Raw genomic sequence first — 4,272 nt, forward strand, 5'->3', positions numbered from 1 at the left:
GCATCAAAGGATTTCAGCTTCTGGAACTGGTCGTTAACAACGTCGAGTTCCGGGACGGAGAAGCGGTTGAGCAACAATCAGACAGGAACGCTGCCTGATGTTCATACACCAGATTTGACGATAACTCAAGGCGGGATGCATTCTGGGTTAAACGCCCTATCAGCGTATCTCTCAGTTATCTCGAGAGTCATACTTCAACCTCGGTGACGAACCAGTACGGGACTTTGGCGTTGGAATGTGGATCCCAAAAACTACGTTCTTTCGGTGGCGCATGGTCATGGGCGATGGAGGTCTGTCGTCAGCGGCATGCTCAGTGAAAATTGCTTGCTAGATCGGAACCGCCGTCTCGGGCCGCTGCTTCCGGTAAACCTCCATGTCGACTTGCCCCAACTTCGGCGTTAATTGGCAGCGCCGTTGGCCCCAATGGTATTGCGCCTGGGCACGCACCCGTTTGAGCTCTTCATCCTTTTTCCAGGCGTCCAGATCCAGGTCTCGCCAGTAGCGAGGTGGGCGGTTGGTCTTGCGATCGTGTTCCGCGGTTACCGGGTCGAGGTGACGGAAGGGCTCGAAGCGGGGCATGTCGGGGATGGCCTGGTCAACGTCCATAAAGCGTTGCAGCATGTCCCATAAGGCCAGAATCTCGCCTTCGGAGGGCTCTGTGCCGCTTAACCAGGTTTTGTTGAAGGTCTTACCGGTATAGCGGTGAACAAACATCAACCGGTAGAAAACACCGCTTCGCATGACCACCCGTTCAACATAGGCGTCAAATTCAACAAAAGGTGCTTCGAAATATCGGCCCTTGCCGAGGGCGAATTTGACCTGGCCGGTCACGCGGTTGAATTCGCTCATACCGTCGGCTAAGGCAGCATCGGCTTTCTTCTGGAGCGTCTTCTCGAAAGGTTTGAGTAGGAAGCCGAGACCCTCACTCATAATCCAGTTGGTTGTAACCGGTAATACTAAGATAGAGATGATAAGCGAGATAACCATAGAAACTGCGACTAGCAAGGCGGCGAACAAAGGGGTTAAACCTGATTGATGGCTGATAGCAGTTGTCGCCCAAGCCGTGGACAGCATGCCACCCATTATTAATACCAGACCCCAAGTATAGGGAACGACAAGCAATAGTGCTTTGAACCCCAATTTGTCGTTCATAAAACGCAGCCGCTGGTGATCCCACCACCAGTCATCTGTTTTGTAGAACTCGTCATCGTTAACTTCACTGCCCTGGATATCATCCGCATCGGTCACGAGCCGTCCAACCGGGTCGATATAGGCGTAATCCCCCCAGGGTTGCAGTTGATCGCCAACACGTTTCCGTTTGCCGCCCTCGGGCAGCGGTGGAATAAACCCGGCGCGGTAAGCGTTGGGACCGTATTGTTTTGTTGGATCCAGGGTCATACCTCTATCTCTGTTACAAACCAATAGGGAACGGAGGCGTTAGAATAAGGATTTAGGTAGCTCCGTTCCTTGGGCGGTGCCTGGCCATGCGTGGCCGGATCGTAGGGTGTAAACGCTTCGAACTGTGGCGTCGGATATACCAGTGTGCCCGCCTCGGAGGCAATGGCCGCCTGCACAGCAACACGTAGGCGGGTATAGACTGATGTCCGTTGGAATATACCCTCGTGTGCGCTGTCTTTCAGGTTCCGCTTGACTAGGAAGCGGACCGCATTCTTCCGGGGGATCGATTGGCGGGCGGTGATTGTTGTTGGAGGCTTCACGTCGGCGGCCCTTCCGACAGTTACGAACATTCTTAGGACGCCGTCTATATGGGGACGACATGTTCTGGACGCTGCTTCCGGTAAACCTCCATGTCGACTTGCCCCAACTTCGGCGTTAATTGGCAGCGCCTTTGATTCCAGGGGAATGTCGCTTGGGCCCTGGCCAGTTCGGCGCCTTCGTTGGCTTTCCAGGCTTCCAGATCGAGATCCCGCCAATAACGGGGCGGGCGGTTGATTTTCTTGTCGTGTTCAGCGGTGACTGGATCCAGATGGCGGAATGGCTCGAAGCGAGGCATGTCGGGAATGGGCTGCGAGACGTCCATAAACCGTTGCAGCATATCCCACAGTGCAAGAACTTCGTGTTTGCTGGCTTCAACGCCGCTGAGCCAGGTTTTGTTGAAGATCTTGCCGGTGTAGCGATGGACGAACATCAGCCGGTAGAAAATACCACCCCGCTGGACCACCCGTTCGACATAGGCGTCGAACTCAATAAAGGGCGCTTCGAAATAGCGGCCTTTCCCCAGAGCGAATTTGGCTTGGCCGGTGACACGGTTAAATTCGCTCATGCCGTCGGCAAGGGCTCTGTCGACTTTCTTCTGGAGGCCTTTCTCAAAAGGCTTTATCAGGAAACCTATACCTTTGTTCATTACCCAGTTGGTCGTGCGAGCAACCAAGTATAACGAGAGCGCAAAATATATGGCTATTCCCGTGAGTATGTAGGCTCCAAAGACAATAGAGGGCATATCCCAAATGGAAACTAGCCAATCTGTCGTTCGCATAAACACTAGGTAAAGCCCTATGAATATTGCGGCTGCCCAAGTGAATGGAACCAGAAAAAGAAGTGCCTTGAGCCCCAGTTTTTCGTTAAGAAAACGTAGCTTCTGATGAGTCCAACCCCACCATTCATCTTCATAGAACTCTGTATCTTCTGCTTCGAAAGATTGTACGTCAGCGGCGTCAGCAATAATTTTCTCAAACGGATCAATGTTCGCATAATCCCCCCAAGGCTGCAGTTCGTCACCGGCGCGTTTTCGCTTTGTCGTGTCAGGCAACGGCGGAATAGACACTGTCGTAAATGCCGTGTTGGTGTATCTTTCGGTTTTTGAGAGGGTCATACCTCAACCTCGGTTACGAACCAATACGGTACAGTGTCATTGGAATAGGGATTTAAATAACTTTTCGTTTTGGGCGGTGCTTGGCCGTGGATACTGGGATCGTAAGGCGCGAAAGCTTCAAATAATGGCGTAGGGTACACCATCGTGCCCGCCTCGGAGGCGATGGCGGCTTGTACACCAATGCGCACTGTTGTTTGGACGGATTGCCTGTAGGACCAGCTGTTGAAGGCGCTCTCCTTGATATCGCGCTTGACGAGAAAACGGACGGCATTCTGTGCTGGAAGCGACTGGCGAGCTGTGACCCGGGTGAGATTTGTCACGTGGGATTGGGTTACCTGGCGAACGGTACCGATGCCTGTCGGGCCCGTCATCTCGCTCTCAGTATAAGCAACCTCCTGAACCATGATGCTGAAAGTGCGCACGGGTTCTCCCGGGCGGCATTCCCCGATATGGCGCAGCTGGCTGACCAGGGGCATTGTCAGGGTGACCACATAATCATCTGGCTGTGGAGCGTAGTTCGGGTTGCTATGCGTGAGCGCCGGGTTCGGTTCAACATCGGCATAGCGTTGCACTGTGGCTTGTACCGGATTCAATATACTCAGTAGTTGGCCATAGTAGTCCGCGTCAGTTGGCATAGGATCGTAGTTGACAGGATGGTTGCCCAACGGGCCATTTTTTAGGAGGCGCTCGAAGGGGTCGTCTTTTGCATAATCAGCATAGACAGACCCGCCGGCTAGCAGGCCTAACCCTAAGATTGCCCATCCCCAACCAGGAATGGCCAGCAGCCCGCCCAATAGCGTGGAAAACATAAAAATGCTGCCACCAACGATGGCGATGGCGTGACCTTGTGCTGCGTCATTATCTCCTCGAGACAGACTGAGTCGCATATCCCATGTGCTTGTGCCAATTGTAATTACGCCCGCGATAAAGGAGATTGCTCCAACTGTTGTGACGATAGTTTGTGCACCCGCTTTAGCTAGCCGGGCTCCGATTAAAGGTACTCCTTTTAGATCGAATAGCGCATAGTTGGATGCACGGTAGAAGCTGACTTTGCTTGTTAAATTTGGATTCGCTGCATCGAAGGTAACAATTCTGAGCTTCATTGACGCAGCAATGAGGTCGGCAAATGCTCCTGTCAATTTTGCTTTGGTCAACCCTGTATTTTGGTTCTCGTTGTGAGCACTAATCAGCGCATTCAATTCGATAAATACGTTGAATGCTGCCAATGCTACTAAGCCGGTAGAAACAGTTGGCCCATCAACGATGTTCTCTATCTGTTTTGCCAGATCGACCTTAAATAGACTGAGCTTCTGCGCCTCAGGGTGACCCGAAGGAACAGCAAACACCCAGGCGTCCATCGACACCTGCTTGATCCCTTCCTCAATCGCTTCGGCGGCCTGCCGAGTACTGGTGGAACCGGTAACCTCGCCGCTTTCGTT

General features: G+C 52.8%; 3 protein-coding genes. All 3 read right to left on the reverse strand.

Annotation, left to right across the window (positions count from 1 at the left end):
* Positions 1–327: 327 nt before the first annotated feature.
* A complete protein-coding gene (locus EZI54_RS23125) occupies positions 328–1,398 on the reverse strand; it encodes a hypothetical protein (protein WP_131484225.1) in 1,071 nt (356 codons plus the stop codon).
* 364 nt (positions 1,399–1,762) lie between these two features.
* Entirely contained in the window at positions 1,763–2,833 is a 1,071-nt protein-coding gene (locus EZI54_RS23130) for a hypothetical protein (RefSeq protein WP_131484226.1), read from the reverse strand.
* Positions 2,830–4,272: hypothetical protein (locus tag EZI54_RS24670; RefSeq protein WP_207389323.1), on the reverse strand; the 1,443-nt coding region annotated here is incomplete at its 5' end. The genes EZI54_RS23130 and EZI54_RS24670, both read right to left, overlap by 4 nt.

The sequence above is a fragment of the Marinobacter halodurans genome (genome assembly GCF_004327985.1).
GTDB lineage: Bacteria > Pseudomonadota > Gammaproteobacteria > Pseudomonadales > Oleiphilaceae > Marinobacter_A > Marinobacter_A halodurans.